Source organism: Rhizobium sp. AN73, from assembly GCF_030757975.1.
Classification (GTDB): Bacteria; Pseudomonadota; Alphaproteobacteria; order Rhizobiales; family Rhizobiaceae; genus Agrobacterium; species Agrobacterium arsenijevicii.
Genome location: NZ_JARWME010000001.1, coordinates 1,334,290 through 1,352,046, shown reverse-complemented (window position 1 = coordinate 1,352,046; position 17,757 = coordinate 1,334,290). Strand labels below are relative to the sequence as shown.

Below are 17,757 nucleotides of genomic sequence, written 5' to 3'. Positions count from 1 at the left end.
CAGGTTGCGGTCGCGCAGAAGCGCCAAAAGTGGTCGTCATGTGGCTCCGGAACCAACTGGGTGATATGCACCCTTTGGGCTTAGCGAACTCTGCGGATTACAACATAAAGTTGGGCATATCTTGTACTACCGCCTCACAAGGCTTTCCCTTGGGCGTATGGAATAATACAAATGTTCGATATACTGGAGGAGCGGTTATGAAGCTTAGGAAATTTCGCGTCACCAACTTCCGCAGCATTGAGGATTCCGGGGACGTTGACGTGAATGGCACATTGTGTCTTGTCGGCAAAAATGAAGCAGGAAAATCCGCAATTCTATATGCTTTGAACGGCTTCAATCCGCATTCGTCCACACCTTTCCAGTATGATGTAGAAAGAGATTACCCGCGTCGACATCTACAAGACTATCGGGAGCGCCATAAAGGCGGTGACGCAACAGTCATCACCACAGAATGGATGTTGGAAGAAAGCGAACTCGAGGATATACGTTCAGAGTTCGGGCCAGACGCGCTGAACTCGGACACGGCGACAATCTCGCGCGGATACAACGGCAAACTTGAGTGGGATGTTCCAATAAACTACTCGGCGGTCGTAGCATTGCTAATCAGTCAATCGAACTTCAACGCTACTGAGAAGGCCCCATTGGCGAAGGCCACCACGACCGACGAACTGCGTAAAGCCCTGGAAGCGCTTGATGGGCCGACTGAAAAGCAGAAGGCCTTGCTGGCGAGAGTGAAAGCTTTCAAGGGGCACAATGTCCGCGGACAGATCGAACACCTTCTAACCGGCTACTTGCCCGCCTTCATGTACTTCTCACACTATGACCGCATGGTCGGCGAGCTGAGACTTGACACATATCGGGCACGGGAGAGCGGTAATCATGCACCGCCCGTCGACGCCGGAGAACGGGTTTTCATCGACTTCTTAGAGTATGCAGGGACCTCGATTGATGACATCAAAGCGGCACAGACCTTTGAAGGTCTGAATTCAAAATGCGAGGCAGCGTCCATCCGGATCACGGATCAACTCTTGGAGTATTGGACCCAAAATCCGCATCTTGAAATCGAGGTTCGCGTCACGAGGGGAGAGCCCGGTGATCCTGCTCCCTTCAACGACGGCGTTGTCGCTCGAGCGCGGGTGAAGAACAATCTTCACAAGGTCACGGTGCCGTTCTCGGAAAGAAGCGCTGGGTTCACCTGGTTCTTCTCGTTTCTCGTGAAGTTCGCGCAGGTGCGGAAAGGTGGAGCTCCATTATTCTTGTTGCTCGATGAGCCAGGGCTGACGTTGCATGGCAAAGCCCAGGCCGACCTATTACGCTATTTCGAGGACAAACTCGCCCCTCACCATCAATTGATATTTTCGACGCATTCCCCCTTCATGGTTCCGACGGAACGCCTGCCGGAAGTCAGAATTGTCGAGGATAGGGTCCTGCAGTCCCGCCCAGGCAGGTGGGATTCTGAAGGTACCAGGGTCCGAAGCGATCCCCTAGCGGTGGACCGAGACACGCTGTTTCCTTTGCAGGGCGCACTTGGCTATGAGCTCACGCAAAGTCTCTTTGTCGGAAAACATACCCTGCTGGTCGAAGGGCCTGGCGATATACTTTTCCTTCGGTCCTGGTCGGACGCTCTCGGGCGACGGGGCCGGACCACGTTGAATCCCAAGTGGACGATTTGTCCTGCTGGAGGTATCGATAAGATACAACCCTTTGTATCGCTCTTCTCGGGGCAGAACCTGAACATTGCAGTGTTAAGCGACTTTGCCCTTAGTGATCGGAAGAAATTCGATACTCTCAGGCAGAAGCAGATACTGGAGGATGATCGACTTCTCACCTTCGCCACTCTTTTGGGAAAGGTCGAGGCCGACGCTGAAGATGTCTTCGCCGACGCGGTATACTTACAGATGGTGAACGTCTCTTCAGGTATTCCAGCAACTAACGAGATAACCCTTGCAAGAATGGAGTCAGAGGGCGGAGAGTCCCCACGCCTCCTGAAAAAGGTCGAGTCCTGTATGCGCTTGATGCCGCCCGAAACGCCAGAGTTCAACCACTACACGCCTGCTGCTTGGTTGTTCCAAAACCCTGGTCTCCTTGATGGCGACACGAACGATGTATTGGCAACACTGGAGCGCGCCGAAACCGTTATAAAGGCTCTGAACAAGTTGCTCGCATGATGGATCGGCATTACCGTCGACGCCCTGGTATAGCCAGTCGCAGTGATCAATGCATCGCACCGAGTTTCAATACCCGCTTTGCGCCGGCCGCCGTCATGGCGTTGAATCTCCAGAAGTAGACATTCAACGCAATCGCAGTTCTTGTTGCACAACGACCGGCGGAAACTGGACAAAATCTGCTACATCAAATTCGACGGTGAACTTTAGCCTTCGGCTTTCGGCCCACTGGATTGCTGCTGGTTTGGCAGACTGCGGCACCGCAGTCGCGAGGGAGCAATGAGGAACCCACCGACCAACGCGGTAATGTTCGTGACAGCTCAGCGGATCAAAGTGACCGAGTAGTCTGCCGTGTATGCCTAACAAAACGCGGTTCGAACGGGGCTTTGCCCAGAGAACCATGGTCTCATTGTCAAAATATTTTACTGCGTCGAATGTGATCAAAAGTTCTTTCTGCGTCGAAAAGACCTCTGCCATGATCGCGCTGACGTCTCTCGGCGATTGCTCAAATATGCTTGCCTCGTCCCACAGTTTCAGGATTTCACTTCCCGTAGCGTTGCAGCTCTTCAGGCAGATTCCATAAGGCATTTGCTGCATCCATTGTGCGCTTCTGTTCGACCTTCCATCAACCAGGTGTTGCGGGTCGAGCCTCTGCCTTGGATCAAAACAGCCGAACTCAGTTGCGTATCTTCCGCTGATTGACGGCATCTGTTGCTTATGGCAGGACAGCTACGCCGAACCATCGGTCAGAAATTCCTACGTAGGGGGATATCATGAGGCAGATACTTTTGCTCAGGCAAACCGAACTCTAAGCGCATAAGCGCAAGTTCATCCTTTCGCTTGTGCGCCACGCCCGGACTTTCATCGAGCATTGGAGCACGTATGCGAGCTATCGCGACCACGCCAGCTCTCGGCGAAGAGGTCTTTGACGTGAATTCCGAGATCGGCGGGACATTCACGGTCTCCATTACAGAAGATATTGGTGACGGAACTGTTATAGTTCCGTATTCTGTATGGTGAGATCAAGGAAGACGGTTGGAAATCTTTCGGTCTTTTTGACGGAAATATATTCAAAACCCGGAGAGAGCGCCTTACCAATAGGCGCAATTTACGTTGACGTCCTGGGCCATCCCCGCAATAGCGAGGGATGGCCAATTCCAGACCACGTACCATCATCGACTCTCTTCACTTACTCAAGGCAGTTATCAAACCCGGTGTGGCGGCTTTCCATATTGCGCGTGGGATTTGACGCGATAGCATGCATCTGAAAGCGAACGGGGGCAGAGGTCGTGTTTCAGCGTATTCTATTGGTAGCGGTTACGGCATCCATCGCTTGTGCCGGGGTCTCACATGCGGACATCACCCTTGAGCGTGTTCCAATTGACGGCTCTTCACCCGTTCTCCTGCTGAAAGGTGAGTTCACGACATCGGACAATCCTGACCAACTTGCGCGTGAAGTCGCCGCAAGCGGTGCCAAGCTGATCACCTTCAACAGCAACGGCGGCAACGTTGCAACGGCGATGGCGTATGGGAGGATGATCAGATCGCTCGGGCTATCGACGCTGCAGCTCCGGTCCGCTGAATGCGCTTCGGCCTGTGCACTCGCTTTCGTCGGAGGCGTGAACCGGCAGGCAGAGCCAGGCGCGATCGGTGTGCACCAATCCTCTTTCTCGCCGGAAGCGATTGTCGAGGGGCACACTGCAGTCGCTGCGGTTCAGGCGCTGACCGCCCAGATCATGACGTACCTTCTGGAGATGGATGTCGACCCGAAACTGCTCCAGCTCAGCCTGTCCGTTCCCAGCAACGACATGCGTTATCTCACCGCCAACGAGATGCAGAGCTATAAAGTGACGTGGGGAAGTCTGGCCGACTTGACGGAATCCTCTGCTGCATCCAAGGTCGCCCCGACGGCCGTGCCTACAATCCCGCCAACCACCAAAGCCGCTGCGCCGACAACAGAGGAAAAAGCATTAGCCTTCGTAGCGTCATACCACGACGCTTGGTCTCGCGGGAACGTCGAGGCGCTGACGTTTTTGGAAAAGGCGTATGGCGACACTGTGGACTTTTACGGCAAACCCACACCTAAATCCGTGGTGATTGCCGAGAAGCGGAAATTTGTGACCAGATGGCCAGTCCGCGCCTACAGCGTGCAGGCAGGCTCGACGAAAGTAACTTGCGCGGAAACCTGCAAGGTGGATGGCATTGTTGACTGGTACACGAAACGCGACGTCGGCAACCGTATTTCATCCGGCTCCGCCGAGTTTTCTCTGGTTTGGGACCAGAGGGCGGGCGTAATCCTCTCCGAATCGAGCAAGGTTATTCAGACCGACAAGGGCGTCTCTCAACCCGTACGTCTGATATCCCAATGGACGGAACAAAATGGTGCCTGTCGCGGCGGCAGCGGTGATTTGCCGGAAACAAATGTGGCCTGTGAACGACGCGAAGCCATCAGCGATAAGCTGCAAGCTGCAGGATGGTGTTATGGCCGTGAGGGGGAATACGGCTATCAAATGCGCTGGCACACCTGTGAAGCGACATCCTACAATCAGGAAAGCGCGGTAGGGATTGCGTCGAGCGCAACATTCAAGCGGCCGGACCTTTCCAGCTATCCAGCCCAAGGCCGTTTTTTGGGAAAGACCATTATGCCAGACTTCAGGGGGCGTGATCGCGAATTCAATAGTTTCAGGACCCGTATTCGCGATGGTATGCGGCAAGGACCAAATTTCGCAGGCCATTATACCCTCATCCAGATCGGGTGCGGTACCGGGTGCTCATTCGTTATCGTCGCCAACAATCAAACGGGTCGCCCGGCGTCCTTCCCACGTGGTGGCGAAGAGCACATGTATCTGAGTTTGGACTTTCGCCGCGACAGCAGGCTGGTGGCCGCTCAGTGGCTGAACTACGATACCAATACATGTGTGGTCGAGTTCTTCGATTTCGACCGAGATATTTGGAAACCAATCACCAAAACTGACGTCGGTAAAGACGACGCGTGCTATCGGACGATCGCCGAAAATCTCCGTTGAGTTTGGTTTGGCGAAGGACTTCCTCCGAGCTTAAAAAATACCTAGCTGCGTCTGGCCCGCTCGCACGCGCCTGCCGAAGGCCAAGAGCGACCGCCTGCCGGCCATAGATCATCGAAATTAACCATTAAGTTGAGAGTGGCCGCCATTGCCACTTGCAGAGCATTTTAGCCATCGGCAATATGCCATGGGGGCTCTTCTATGAAAAAACGATACTGGCTGCTTTGTGGACTTATCCTGTTCGGCATTTCGAAATTGGGGGAAACGCCGTCGAAGTCCGGCGTAACGACACAGTCGCCAAGTTTCTCAACTGGTGTTCGCGTCTCGGAACGTCCGCCGCCGGCGACGAGCGACCAACAACCAACCTCCCCTTCCGCAACAACCGCTTCCCCGCGAGACGAGACGCCAAGATCGTCGAATTTCGTGGAAATAACGACTAAGTTCGTCAATGGGAACGGCGTCGCACTGCGTGGTGCACCAAGTCCAAAGTCTCAAATCATTGATAGACTGGATCGAGGACGAAAAGTGGACCTGCTTCAGTCGGAGGCACAATGGTCCAGGATCAAAGATGTTCTGACTCAAAAAGAAGGATGGGTCGCAACCAGGTTTTTGCAGGATGACAACCCCAAGCGGGAGGAAATTTCAAAACCGTCGGAACCAAAGAGTAAGCCTCCGCCGACGCTATCACCCACCATCATCATCCAGCGGATCATTGCCGAATCCCTGGCCGACTACCCCGGTACATGCGCCTGCCCCTACAGCACAGACCGCAGAGGCCGAAGATGCGGCAACCGAAGTGCATATTCAAAACCTGGCGGCTATGCGCCAATCTGTTTCGCCCAGGATGTTACGAAATCGATGATTGAAGCTTATCGCTGATCGTATCCGCAGGTACCTGACCACGACATCCTCCCTGAAAGCTCGTCGCCTTTGATGCGATGCGACCGCCTCAAAATTCGTACAACCTTAACTGAACTTGAGGGCAAGCGAGGAAGTGGTGTGATGTTCGGTAGGTTGCGACCACAGCGCAGAGCCTCTGCCACTCGCTTGTTCTCAGCGCATTTGGGCGAATGACTGACGGCGGCGGCCCGCAAGCTGTGATGTTGGCGTCGTCGGAAGCGATGGTGCTGGAATCTTTGATGCGCCAGTCGGTCCAGTCGCCCTATTTCGATTCCGTTACGGAGGATGTTCATGTCATTTGGCTGGGCATTTCAGGCGATGTCGAATTCATTCAGGAAGGCCTGACGAAAAGTTGCGGCCCTAAATTCGTGGATATGACGCCGCAGGATGAGGCAAGCATTCGAGAATGCATGAACAATACAACATAGTCTATGAAAAGCCCGCTCGTTGCATCACGCGGGCTTTTTCGATGATTTAGCTTATGAGAGTATCTCTTCCGAGATACAAACATATGGGTGTAAAGTTGCAGACTGTCTTCGCAATTTCCAGTGCGGTGCTTGGCTTCTTCGCAGCACTTGTTCTGCTTTTCGATTGGCTGGACTTGCTCACGAAATTTCAGTTGAAGCGAAACGTCGCCGACCGAGAGGCAGCGTTGAAAATAATCGCCAAGGCAGAGAACCAGTTTCAAAAGCGTTTTGAGGGGAAAGAAATAAAAGGAAATTACACCCTCATAGGTACGCTACACGGTTTATTTGCGGCCCAGCGCCTCAACGCATCGCTTTGCGATAAGATGCACCAAGCTTTTCGCCGCTCACTAGAGCTTCCGGAATTCTCATTACAAGAAACAGAAGGCCTCCTTGATCGCGGCAGAGTTATTAAAAGCTTTTATGATACGCACAATGCGATTTTGAGACGGCGGGACGAACACGAACAACGTGACCTAAGAAGCGTCGCGTTTTGGTTGATGGTTGCGACTATGATGGCTGCCGTAGCATCTGCATTAGTGTAACGCGTTCCGTTGGATTTATGGAGAAATACATGTGGCGTATTGGAAGATTATTTAGCGGCGTTGGCGCGATGGTGTTAGTAGGAGCTATTGTTGATCAATATCACCGTGGTGAGAGTATAGGAGAGCCACTTGCAGGGTTCATAGCTATTTTCGCTGCTTGGGCATTTACCGAATATAAGGCTGATCATACTGTAGAAAATATTAATTCCCTTCATCCCCACGATGTAGCCCTTGGATTGAGACTACGCCAACTCTTTGATGAGCCGACTAAAGTGTTCTTGCGCGAACACTCTTTTGGCAGCCCATATCTTCACACTCGTTTGCACGGCGTTCGCGACGTTAGCTACTGGGAAGGTAGCGAGTATGAGTTCGAAAATTCGGAGCTCGACAATCTCGCATCGGAGATCGTGCGCCTTTCCGACGAACTTTACGCAAAACTGGCGGCATACGCAGGACCGATAGATAGGCCGCCGGGTTATTATGCGGTTCCACTTGATCACGAACGGATTCAAGATCGATTCGGACCAGAAACAATTGAACGTATTCGCAAGGTGAACGCACTCGCGAGACAAATCGTGCAGCAACTTGACCGGTTTGAAAAAGCCTTTCGAAAGCTCTCACCAGAAAGCTACGCCCCGGGAGGTCAAGCGCTGATAACGACGGCATGAAGGAAGTACTGACCAACTAATTTAAGGAGTATGTCATGCAAGCAGAAATGGTCTGGCTCACGCAGCCCGGAAATCTGCTGACGTTGGCTCAAGTCCTAGCCGCATTGGTAACGGCTTTTGCGACGTGGGCATTATGGCGAGTTACCAAAGTTTTAGCGGTTGAGACATCGGCGTTGGCAAAGATGACATCAAACCCATTCGTTGTTTGCTATCTCCGGTCAGGCCATTCCAACCCAAAAGCAATGAATCTCACCCTTGAAAACACCGGTAATGCGACCGCTTTTGATATCCAGCTGCATGTTACTCCAGCGTTGCCGGGTCCAAATTCGCATGGCGTTGTCGAAAAAGATGCCACGACTTTCGAGTGTTCGCTGCTTCCGTCTGGCAAGGATTTGGTAATCCAAGCGGTATTGTCGACTGAAGCTTATGAACAGCGCTTCAACGTTGATATGTCTTGGAGTGGTCGCCCCGGTGATGCCAAACGAGAAAAGCTGTCCTATTGCTTTGGAGCAACGGATGGCTTTCGCGCTGGGTGGCGAACTAAAGGGCTTCATGAAATAGCCGACGAGTTAGAAAAAATTCGCACGAAGTCTTGAAATTTTTCCACAATGCTCGATCCATGGTGCCCAACGCCTCGCATGGGATAGCGGGAACTACGTCGGTCGTTTATTTCGGTTCCCAACTGGCGAAACATTGCAGATCGATCCTCCCGACTTTCCTTTTCGGGGAGTTTGGCAGCAAATGAAATGACTATTGCAATCTATTCTGATGCTCCCCATAGGGCGACCGAAGCGCTTGGGCTCGACAACTCCCATAAGCAGCAGGCCAGGTTCTGCCAATGGCACGTTGACGCTAGCCGTTAGCGCGGCAGGTAAGTATACCTCCTGATATAGGGAGGAGATTCTCTCGCTCCGTTCGAACTTAAATATACGGCGAGTGCCATACCATTGAAAGCCAAACCAAAATACAGAAAGCAAGACTCCAATCCCGGAGGCTACCCGACTGAATTTTCTTGCCCCGGAGGAAAAGGGCGACAGGTATGAGAATTGGGACAGCCATTAGTTTGGCACAAACAGTATACGCAATTGCACGCTCCCCCGCAGTTTCCGAGTATATGATTGGTGTGACATCTCGGCCGAACCTCTCACGCCGAAGGGAACACTATACCAAATTTGGCTATCAACATCTGGTCGTGCTGGCCGATAATCTCACCCCAGTCATCGCTCAGAGAATCGAAGAGGCTCTTCAGGGCTACATTCAAGAAACGCCGAGTCTCGTTGTTTTCAATAAATACGAGCGAAGTCGCCGGCGTGGGCCCTATCACCCAAATTTGGGACGGCGCGATTGTCTCTTCTCTGTCAGAGCTGGCTCGGGAAATCTGGACAGCGGGGATAAGTGGAATTTCTGCCTGACTTCGGCTTAAATGCCGGGAACAGGAGTGACCATGACGAGACGACCGCGTCGGAACCATAGCCCGGCTTTCAAGGCAAAAGTGGCGCTGGCCGCCATCCGAGGCGAGCAGACGCTAGTGGAATTGTCCCAGCAGTTTGACGTGCATGCCAACCAGATCAAACAGTGGAAAGACCAGCTCCTTGAGGGGGCGACAGGCGTTTTTGGTGATGAAACCAAGGCCGAACCGGCGAGCCCAACCGTCGATGTGAAAACACTGCACGCCAAGATCGGTGAACTGACACTGGAGAACGATTTTTTAGCCGGAGCGCTCGGCAAGGCGGGATTGCTGGGCGGAAAGAAATGATCGACCGCGCACACAAACTGTCGGTCGCACGGCAAGCGAAGCTTCTCGGCTTCAGCCGTGGCAGCGTCTATTATCTGCCTCGTCCAGTGCCCGACGGCGATCTGGCTTTGATGCGCCGGATCGACGAACTGCATCTCGACTACCCATTCGCCGGAAGTCGGATGTTGCAAGGGCTCTTGAGAGGAGAAGGGCTGAAAACCGGGCGGCTCCACGTCGCCACGCTGATGAAGAAGATGGGCATCGAGGCGATTTATCGTCGCCCGAACACATCCAAACCAGCGCCAGGTCACAAAATCTATCCCTACCTCCTGCGCAAGCTGGAGGTCACCCGACCCAACCAGGTGTGGGCGATGGACTTGACCTATATCCCCATGTCTCGCGGATTTGTTTACCTCTGCGCCGTCGTGGACTGGTTCAGCCGGAGGGTTCTGTCGTGGCGACTGTCGATCACGATGGAAGCAGCCTTCTGCATCGAAGCAGTCGAGGAAGCGCTGGCCCGTTATGGCAAACCCGACATATTCAATACCGACCAGGGATCGCAGTTCACCTCGATGGACTTCACCGCCGTGCTGAAGAAGGCTGAGATTGCCATCTCGATGGATGGCAAGGGTGCGTGGCGGGACAACGTCTTCGTCGAACGGCTCTGGCGTTCGATCAAATACGAAGAAGTCTACCTCCACGCCTACAAAACAGTATCCGAGGCCCGCGTCGGCATCAGCCGATATCTGACCTTCTACAATAGCCGACGCCCACATTCATCCCTTGACCGGCAGACGCCGGATCAGGCCTACTTTAACGCGCTGGCACCAATGATGGTGGCAGCATAATCGAGGCGGAAATCCACTTAGCGAAACGCCCGAAACTGTTCAGACAAACCGAACCACCTCTGTCTACATGGCCTGGCGAGATGACACCTGATGCATAAGTCGGAACGGGTGGCGACAATGATCCACCGTCAGGCCGCATTAGCGAGGTAGCGTTGTAAACTTTTCCGTCCACATAAGCTCGAATTGCAAGATGCAGTGCAACGCTGGGGCCACCAATCTCTTCGTCTCGGTACATATTCAAGGTCTTTCCGTTGTCATTAGCTTCCGCAAACCGAACTGAGAGCAGCTTAATGGCCAACTCGACGTCGCCATCCTCAGCCTTCAAAGCTTCCAACAAGTGACGGACCCGAGTACCGCGCGGCATCGGGATGCTCGCGGAGTTTTTTTCCATAACAGTGCGATTATTTTCGAGGGAAACAGTCTTCTCACCGACGACCAGCAGAAGACCGTCAAGCGATCGATCCGGGTTGTCGACCTGAAGCGTCACCATCAATTCAGCCACCGCAGAAATGGCCTCGAGAATTCGGCGGACGCGCACAGCCTCAGGATCGATCGTGTCGATACCTCTATCAGTAGCGCGGGCGGTTTTGCGAGATTTCACAGACATCGTGGCTCCTTCTGGCAGATATCGGCACTTTGGGGGGTATCCCTAAAGCTCGAGTCTCAGTGGAGCCATGGTGAAAGCGGTCGGTGTCGAGTTCAGTAACGCCAGAGAAAAGCTCGAGGCAAATACTCTTTGTCATTTGCTTGGCCCTCCCCTTTCTGAATATCGAACGTTCGCAAAAGTCTTGTTAATGAAAAGGTAGAGCACGCTTAGATGGCTTTCAACCCGCACCAAACGAAAACTTGAGCCCCCCGACAATCCCCGACTACGAGATTCTCAAGCTCAGACACCCAGGAGCGAAACCTTGGAGACCAGCCGCGGGTACTGAGCAAGGTATGGTTTCGCGTCTCCGTGAGTCAGACCCCCCAAAGGATGCCTTGGCCACCGAGGCAATCACATGGGGTGGAAAGGTACCCGGATATCCAACAGTACTGTCCCCGAAAAATCCGATCGCATCCAGCGTGATTGTTTTGAGTCAGGTCGTCTGTAAAATTATAAGAAATCGCCAAAAAACCTTACATCTCATTAAGATTTGACGCGTAAGAGCCCTGCCTCGACGTGATATTCGCTCACCGACGGTGTGAGTAGCAATGGGGACGCATGATGACGATAGCACCCACCATAGGTTTTGCTTCTCTCTGAGCCAGGGGAATTCCGACCGGAAACCTCGGCCAGCGAGATTATCGCAGGATACAAGGCAGGAGATCGGAATGCGTCACTCCCATAAAGTCGCCCAATACCTTTACCAGAAACGCGAGGGGCTCGGCTTCCTTTCCATTGCATCCATGAGCCAGCAACCGGAACGCATCGGCACGACCTTGGTCGGGGGCTTGGAAATACCGGGCGTCCGCTAATCCGACCGGCACCGCGTTGGGTAAAGATTATTGGCACGAGCCGCACTTCGGCCTCGCCCTGCGCGTGCCCGCCGACAAACAGGCCAAGACCGCACGTGGTCACACGTTCTTCAACGGCAACGGCGTGTACCACGAGAGCGAACTCGAGCACCGCGTCAGCTCTGTACTCCAGACCCTGACTGGCCTTCGAGAACTCCAGTCGCAATACCCGAAGGTCCACTACACCGACGCCGACGGCGTCCTGCGTGAGCACACCTTCGACTACTTCATCGTTCTCAACGACGGCACAAGGGTCGCCGTTGCGGTGAAGTATGCTCGCAAGCGGGTAGAAATGCTCGATCTGCTTGATCGCATCTGTGCAGCCGGCATCACAGGGGTGGGCCCATTAGGAAAGTTGACGCCGCGCGTCGCCGACGCCGTTGCCTTGATGACGAACGAGGAAGCAACCCACGAGGCATTCGAAAATGCCTACTTCATCCTCACCTCCCGCCTCCACCACGATGACGCCGAATGTGCCAGACTCGTGGATGTGGTGAAACATCTGCCGGGCCAGTTCCGGTTTGGCGACCTGCTGCGCGACGTCCCGTCACGTAGTAAACGCCGCACCGCCGCGTGGCGGCTAATCGATCTCCGTCTAATCCGACCCGTCTACTCGGGTCGCATCGACGATCGCTCCTGGCTGCGCGTCTGCGCCTAGCCTTCCCAACCAAATCAAAGTTCCATCCATCAGAGAAAGGACCACCATGGAATCCCGCACGCTGCCCGCTCGCCATTTTCTCCATTCACTCATCGGTATGGGTCAAATGGACCGCTACCATGACAAGGCGAGGAACGCCTTCTTCATTCCTGTAAGCCGCGACGACGTGGGCTATCTGTTCCGTTCAGAAAACGATGTGGAATATAAGATTTTCCTCTCGCACGAGGAAATCTACGCCGCGCTCGACAGCAACAAAGCATCCATCCGCTATGGCTACAACAGCCCTGCGCAGCAAAAAATCCGTGCCATCTTCGGTGATAAGCCATGGGACGAATTCAACGTCGAAGATCGTGATCTCGCTCTGCACCGGGAAAAGCTGATCCACAGGTATGATGTTGAATGCGACCGCATTGGCAAGCTTCTGCCAATGTCTGAGAAAAAGCTCGGACCGAAGCTGGTGGCGTGGAACCAGGAGATCAACAAAGCACTGGTCGACCTCGTCGTCGATGACCGAGCCGATCAGGGAAGTCAGGTTGTCATCTTCCCCTGCCCATGCGTCAAAACCTTCAAACGCGACTACGACGACTACCACAATTGCGACGGCGACGTGATGGCGCTTCTTCCACGCCATCATGGTCCCGGGCCAAAACTGTTCGCTCTGAAACCAGCTACGATCGCGTTCGCACACAAGATGGCGATGGCCTATCTGGATCGTCGCCGCCCTACCAAGGCACATGTCTATCGGTCGTACCTGGCTGAGCTTCAGAAGCACAATGCCGACCCCCCAACCCCGAAGAAAATCGGGAAGGTATCCCGCAAAAAATTCGAAGCGATGATCGCGAAGTTCGACAAGTTTCACGTCATCGCGAGCCGTCACGGCGAGAAGTATGCTGTCCAGAAATTCAAGGCGATCCGTCGCAGTTTCCACGTGGTCGCCCCTGGCCAGCGGATCGAGATGGATTTCGTCACCGTCGATCTGATCTCGCTGCTGGTAGAAACGGGCATCTGGAACGCGCTACCGGAAAAGGTTCAGGAGCGTATTCCTCGTGTTCGCATCTGCTTCTGCGCCGCGATCGACGTCGCAACACGTTACATCCTGGCGCTGAAAGCGAGCACAAACCCGAACGCCGCGTCCGCCGTTGCAACGATCCGCATGATCATGACTGACAAGAGACACCTGTCGTCATATGTGGACGCCCAGACGCCGTGGATCGGGAAAATCAGGCCTCGGGTCATTTACACCGACAACGGCGCGGAATTCACCGCGCAACGGACCGCCGAGGTGCTTCGTGCCGCGCGTATTCACGGTACTCGTCCGCCCGCTGGCGATCCTGGCTGCCGCCCGTTCATCGAGAGCCTTTTCCATTCGATCGGCCTGCTGATCGCACCGTATTTCGAGGGACGGACTTTCTCTTCGGTCGTAGAAAAGGGCGATTACGATCCGCAGGCCCATGCCGCGTTGCTGGTCGACGAACTGATCAAGATTTTCATCTTCGCGGTATGCGACATCTATCACAACAAGCCGCATTCTGGCCTTGGGGGTAATACCCCGCACAATGCGTGGGTCGAGGCCTCCAAAGAATATGAAATCCTCTATCCGCCAGATGCCGAAGAGATGCTCCAGATTTTCGGTATCAAAACGACCCGCCGGATTTCCGACTACGGTATCACCGTATTCGGGATCACCTATTGCGATGCCGAAATCCAGCGGCTCCGGACCAAGTTCGACCAAGTCGACGTCGAGATCAAATACGATCCGGAATGCCCCGCCCACATCGCCGTCAAAGGCGACAAGGGCTGGTTCGTCGTTCGCAACACCGTCGGTCTCGATGACAGTGTGACGCTCGCCGAATGGATGGCCGCACGCAAGGAATTGCGTGCCAGCTACGCGACCGCTGCCGAGCAGGGCATGACGGTGATGTACGACGCAATCAATCGGCTCCGCGCCATCGGTGATGCCGCAACACTCCGTGCCGGTCTTTCTCCCAGCGTACCGACTGCAAAGGACTTCGACCGTTGGGACGCGGAGCTGTTCGGTGCCTGGATGGCCGCGCCATCTGAAGATCAGGTTTCGCTCCTCGCCGAAGGCCCACTCCCCGACGATCCGCTGCGGATCGGCATGGTCATCCAGCGGCCCGACCTGTTCGCCCTCGAAAAATCCGAGGCCGAAGAAATGAAAGAAAACGAACCCGACGCCACGCAAGCCTCTGACGCGCTTGCTTCCGGCTTCCACTATGATGAGGAGTACTAAGGTGAACGCAACCAACGAACTGCGCGCACTGCGTGTGCGGGAAACCAACCGTTACTTCGAGACAGGCCGTTGCCTGGAACTCGTGAAGCGCCTGACCGAATTCGAGGACCATGCCCTCGATTGCCTTGCAGGCGGTGGCTCCAGGAGGCGCTCCTTCATCGTAATCGGCGAATCCGGCAGCGGGAAATCGACCTCGTTGGAGCGAGCATTCACGAGGATCAAATCGTTTCAGCCGTACCAGAATGAGTATGGTGAAACGGTGCGTCCATTGATCAGTATCGAGGTGCCGAAACCCTGCTCCACCAAAGATTTGGCGATCCGTATCCTTCACGAGATGGGACTGCCCGCGAGCAATCGTGCGAATGAGCATGAACTTTACGAGACAGTCAAACAACAACTTAGAGAACGTCGCGTCCTCTTTCTGCATCTGGATGAGGCACAAGACCTCTTGCGGGCACCAACGGCCGCAGCCGTAAGGTCTCTCCAGGATCGCCTGAAAAGCCTGATCGCCATTCCCGACTGGCCACTCCACACGATCTACAGCGGCGTACCCGACTTGGCCAGGCTGGTATCCGGTGATCTCCAGCTCGCGAATAGGTCGTTGGTCATGCGGTTCGAGCCGGTGCGCTTTCCTTCTGACAAACCGTTGGTCGAAAAGCTTCTGTGCGACATTGCCATCGACCATTGCGGTCTTGTGCTGGCAGACGAGTTGCTGACCGACGACTTCCTGGGACGCCTGGTGGCCTCCACGGGTGGTGGGTTGGGTACGATGATCGAGATGGTACGAGCGGCTTGTTTCGCAGCCCTGGGACGAAACCGCAAAAATCTCACGGCTCGCGACTTCGCAGGTTTCTACGACCGTGCGTCGGGCAGTCTTCGCGGCGACAACATCATCACCTCTCCCCGGTGGCGCGACATTGATCGTAGCAACGCTCTGAGCGACCTGGTCGCCCAGCCCTCGAAAAAGAAGAAGTAATAGCCAGGAAGGTATCGCGTCATGGCACTCCCCGTCACTGTCGAGTTTCACGAAACCGAAACGCCCCTAAGCCTTGCATCCCGCCTCGCGCACGCAAACGGCTATCGTTCGATGCGAGCGTTTCTCACCACGACGGACACAAACGCCACGGCCATCGCCTCGGGCCACCCCGAAGCGATGGCGTTGCTAGCACACTGGTCGGGTGTCGAAGAAGCGCGTCTCGCAGCTTATGCTATCGCGTCCGTTACCGCCGCAGCGACGTGGAAGCTTGGTCACGCATTGATGGGCCGTGATATGCGTCCGGGACGAAATCATCGGTACTGCCCGAAATGTGTCGTTGACGATCTCGAAAACGGCAGCGGCCGTCCTTTTTCACGGCCCTACGTCCAGGCAGCGTGGATGACCCGCGCGTTACAGAATTGCCCTAAGCATGCGTGTGCGATCAAGGAAGCGCCAGTATCCGCGCAAGAGCACGGTGACTTCGCCTCATTCGTAGCCAGAAATGTTTCGACGATCAGAGAGGAGGCGATCGACACCAGCGCAGCCTCCTCGTCTCAAGTCGATCGATACGTGGTCGCAAGGATCGAAGGTATCCCAGCCAACGAGTTTCTCGACAATTTCGAAACCTATGTGGCCGTTGATCTTTGCCGTCATTTCGGTCGCTTCCAGAAGATGCACCAGATCGCAGACCATCGTTGCGACCTTGCTTCTCATTCCGACGTCGAGTGCGGGTTCGGTTCCACCTCAGCCGGACGCGATCTGATTGAGAGGATTATTTGCCAGGCGATCGAACAGTCAAAACCTATGGTTTATGAAATGGCTTCGTTTTTCGGGCCGTTGCGAGACTGGCTGCTGCGTAATCACAAGAAGCCTGAATTCTCCCTCGTAACAGAGATTTTTCAGGACATCGCCGAGCGAAATCTACCGATTGGGCCTGATGAAGCCTTTGTGCTGCCCACCCGAAAACGCCATCTGCATTCGATCAGATCGGCCGGCCTCGAATATGGCATGATGGAGGACCGCATCCATGACCTGCTCCTGGAGGCCAATCTCATTGCACCCTCACAGCTGACAAGCGCCCAGATTTACTTCGACGCAAGTCGAGGCCACGCGGTATTGTCCGAGGCACTGGACACAATGACCAGCGCTGAAATCCGGACAGCTCTCGGAATTACGGATGACCGCATGCGGGCCATTCTCGATGCCGGGCTTCTGCGCCGCGTGGAGCAACCGAAGGACGGTGCACGCGTCTTTTCGCGTATCCAACGGTCCGAATTCGAGGCATTTAAGAAAGCGCTTTTCGGGCGCTCACTAAACGGTTCAAATACCGACGGCCTGGTGCGACTGGACAAAGCGGCGCAAAGATGTGGTTGCCAAACCGAGACCATCCTCAAATTGGGCCTGGAAGGTTCTTTGAAAAGCCTCCATTTCAAAGACGGTAGGACGACGCTCTCGAACCTGTTTGTGGATTGGGAGGAAGTCAGAGCCCGGTTGAGCCACTCTATTCCTAAAGTGGCATCATTGAATGGCAACGATAATCATAGACACCTCAATGTCCGAGACACTGAACGCCGGATCGGGACGGCGAGAGGCACGATCAGCGAACTGCTTCGCCTCGGTTATCTAAAGACGGAAACCCGAATCAACCCTGCCACTCGGCGTGAGCAACAATACGTCTTGGCAAACTCCGTAGATGCCTTCATCGCAGAGCATATTTGTCTCGCTCTATTGTCAGACCGCGCGGGTGTCTTTCCGGGGATTCTTCGTCAAAATCTCGAGGCCGAGGGAGTATCCCCCATTTATGAACCGACCGGTAGAAACTCGAGATTCTATCGACGATCAGACGTAGCGCACTGGCAATAACGCGGATTTGCCCTCGTCAATCTTCCGTAATGCAGTTTGAAAGGCCCGCCTCGGCGGGCTTTTTTATTGCCTACAGTCCCGGCACTTTAGTTTCTGGACACACCTATCGGAGCAATCCGCCCCGACCTTTTCGACATGACGTAAGATTCACCAATGAATTCAAT

The 17,757-nt window shown here is 54.5% G+C and carries 15 protein-coding genes; 13 read left to right on the top strand and 2 right to left on the bottom strand.

Features of this window, described 5'->3' with window-relative positions:
* The first annotated feature begins 197 nt into the window (after nt 1-197).
* The gene (locus tag RBH10_RS05975) at nt 198-2,168 is read left to right on the top strand and encodes an ATP-dependent endonuclease (RefSeq protein ID WP_281037830.1); all 1,971 of its coding nucleotides are present in this window, start codon (nt 198-200) and stop codon (nt 2,166-2,168) included.
* Between the two features lie 123 nt (nt 2,169-2,291).
* Here RBH10_RS05975 and RBH10_RS05970 read toward each other — a convergent pair whose 3' ends face one another.
* Complete coding sequence (locus tag RBH10_RS05970; RefSeq protein WP_281037831.1) at nt 2,292-2,753, bottom strand: 2'-5' RNA ligase family protein; 462 nt, start codon at nt 2,751-2,753, stop codon at nt 2,292-2,294.
* 701 nt (nt 2,754-3,454) lie between these two features.
* Here RBH10_RS05970 and RBH10_RS05965 point away from each other — a divergent pair.
* The 7 genes from RBH10_RS05965 (at nt 3,455) to RBH10_RS05935 (ending at nt 10,348) form a co-directional block, all read left to right on the top strand.
* Nucleotides 3,455-5,191: a hypothetical protein gene (locus RBH10_RS05965; RefSeq protein WP_281037832.1), complete on the top strand. Its 1,737-nt coding sequence runs from the start codon at nt 3,455-3,457 to the stop codon at nt 5,189-5,191.
* A 198-nt stretch (nt 5,192-5,389) separates the two neighbouring features.
* Nucleotides 5,390-6,067 carry an SH3 domain-containing protein gene (locus tag RBH10_RS05960; protein WP_281037833.1) on the top strand — a complete coding sequence of 226 codons (678 nt, stop codon included), beginning with the start codon at nt 5,390-5,392 and terminating at the stop codon, nt 6,065-6,067.
* Between the two features lie 191 nt (nt 6,068-6,258).
* Complete coding sequence (locus RBH10_RS05955; protein WP_281037834.1) at nt 6,259-6,516, top strand: hypothetical protein; 258 nt, start codon at nt 6,259-6,261, stop codon at nt 6,514-6,516.
* Nucleotides 6,517-6,611: 95 nt separating this feature from the next.
* Complete coding sequence (locus RBH10_RS05950) at nt 6,612-7,097, top strand: hypothetical protein (RefSeq protein ID WP_306180463.1); 486 nt, start codon at nt 6,612-6,614, stop codon at nt 7,095-7,097.
* A gap of 29 nt (nt 7,098-7,126) precedes the next feature.
* Complete coding sequence (locus RBH10_RS05945) at nt 7,127-7,765, top strand: hypothetical protein (RefSeq protein ID WP_281037836.1); 639 nt, start codon at nt 7,127-7,129, stop codon at nt 7,763-7,765.
* A gap of 35 nt (nt 7,766-7,800) precedes the next feature.
* Complete coding sequence (locus RBH10_RS05940; protein ID WP_281037837.1) at nt 7,801-8,361, top strand: hypothetical protein; 561 nt, start codon at nt 7,801-7,803, stop codon at nt 8,359-8,361.
* Nucleotides 8,362-9,209: 848 nt separating this feature from the next.
* Nucleotides 9,210-10,348 (top strand): IS3 family transposase gene (locus tag RBH10_RS05935; RefSeq protein WP_281039752.1). Its coding sequence is split into 2 segments (ribosomal slippage): nt 9,210-9,477 and nt 9,477-10,348, totalling 1,140 coding nucleotides; the frame shifts between segments, so codons are not numbered across the junction.
* Here RBH10_RS05935 and RBH10_RS05930 read toward each other — a convergent pair.
* Nucleotides 10,314-10,955: a hypothetical protein gene (locus tag RBH10_RS05930; RefSeq protein WP_306180462.1), complete on the bottom strand. Its 642-nt coding sequence runs from the start codon at nt 10,953-10,955 to the stop codon at nt 10,314-10,316. The genes RBH10_RS05935 and RBH10_RS05930 overlap by 35 nt on opposite strands.
* Nucleotides 10,956-11,662: 707 nt before the next feature.
* Between RBH10_RS05930 and RBH10_RS05925 the strand changes: the two genes are divergently transcribed.
* Genes RBH10_RS05925 through RBH10_RS05905 form a run of 5 tightly spaced genes read left to right on the top strand, consistent with a single transcriptional unit; the run spans nt 11,663 to nt 17,593 of the window.
* Nucleotides 11,663-11,806, top strand: coding sequence for a hypothetical protein (locus RBH10_RS05925; protein ID WP_281038877.1), 144 nt, complete (start codon nt 11,663-11,665; stop codon nt 11,804-11,806).
* A gap of 16 nt (nt 11,807-11,822) precedes the next feature.
* Nucleotides 11,823-12,503 carry a hypothetical protein gene (locus RBH10_RS05920; protein WP_281038876.1) on the top strand — a complete coding sequence of 227 codons (681 nt, stop codon included), beginning with the start codon at nt 11,823-11,825 and terminating at the stop codon, nt 12,501-12,503.
* A 46-nt stretch (nt 12,504-12,549) separates the two neighbouring features.
* Entirely contained in the window at nt 12,550-14,754 is a 2,205-nt protein-coding gene (locus tag RBH10_RS05915) for a DDE-type integrase/transposase/recombinase (protein ID WP_281038875.1), read from the top strand.
* A gap of 1 nt (nt 14,755) precedes the next feature.
* The gene (locus RBH10_RS05910) at nt 14,756-15,730 is read left to right on the top strand and encodes an ATP-binding protein (protein ID WP_281038874.1); all 975 of its coding nucleotides are present in this window, start codon (nt 14,756-14,758) and stop codon (nt 15,728-15,730) included.
* Between the two features lie 21 nt (nt 15,731-15,751).
* Nucleotides 15,752-17,593, top strand: a complete 1,842-nt coding sequence (locus RBH10_RS05905; protein ID WP_281038873.1) for a TniQ family protein — start codon at nt 15,752-15,754, stop codon at nt 17,591-17,593.
* Nucleotides 17,594-17,757: the final 164 nt, after the last annotated feature.